The 270-nt window shown below is 60.4% G+C and carries 1 pseudogene; it reads left to right on the top strand.

The features are described from left to right. Positions 1-270 (top strand): annotated as a pseudogene (locus tag SB719_RS20310) (propionyl-CoA--succinate CoA transferase); the annotation flags it as partial.

Raw genomic sequence — 270 nt, 5'->3', positions numbered from 1 at the left:
GGTGTACTGGCCCGCCGCATGCCATTCCAGGTCGACAGCACCCTGCGCAAGGCCATTAATGACGGCCAGGTGATGTTCATCGACCAGCACCTGTCGGAAACCGTCGAGCAACTGCGCAACCAGCAGCTGAAGCTGCCGGACATCGCGGTCATCGAAGCCGTGGCCATCACCGAGCAAGGCCACATCGTGCCAACCACTTCGGTGGGCAACTCGGCCAGCTTCGCGATCTTCGCCAAGCAAGTGATTGTGGAGATCAACCTCTCGCACAAC

It is taken from the genome of Pantoea sp. SIMBA_079, from assembly GCF_046940275.1.
GTDB lineage: Bacteria > Pseudomonadota > Gammaproteobacteria > Enterobacterales > Enterobacteriaceae > Pantoea > Pantoea borealis.
The sequence above is the reverse complement of the archived record's forward strand: the minus strand, read 5'-3'. Positions and strand labels throughout refer to the sequence as shown.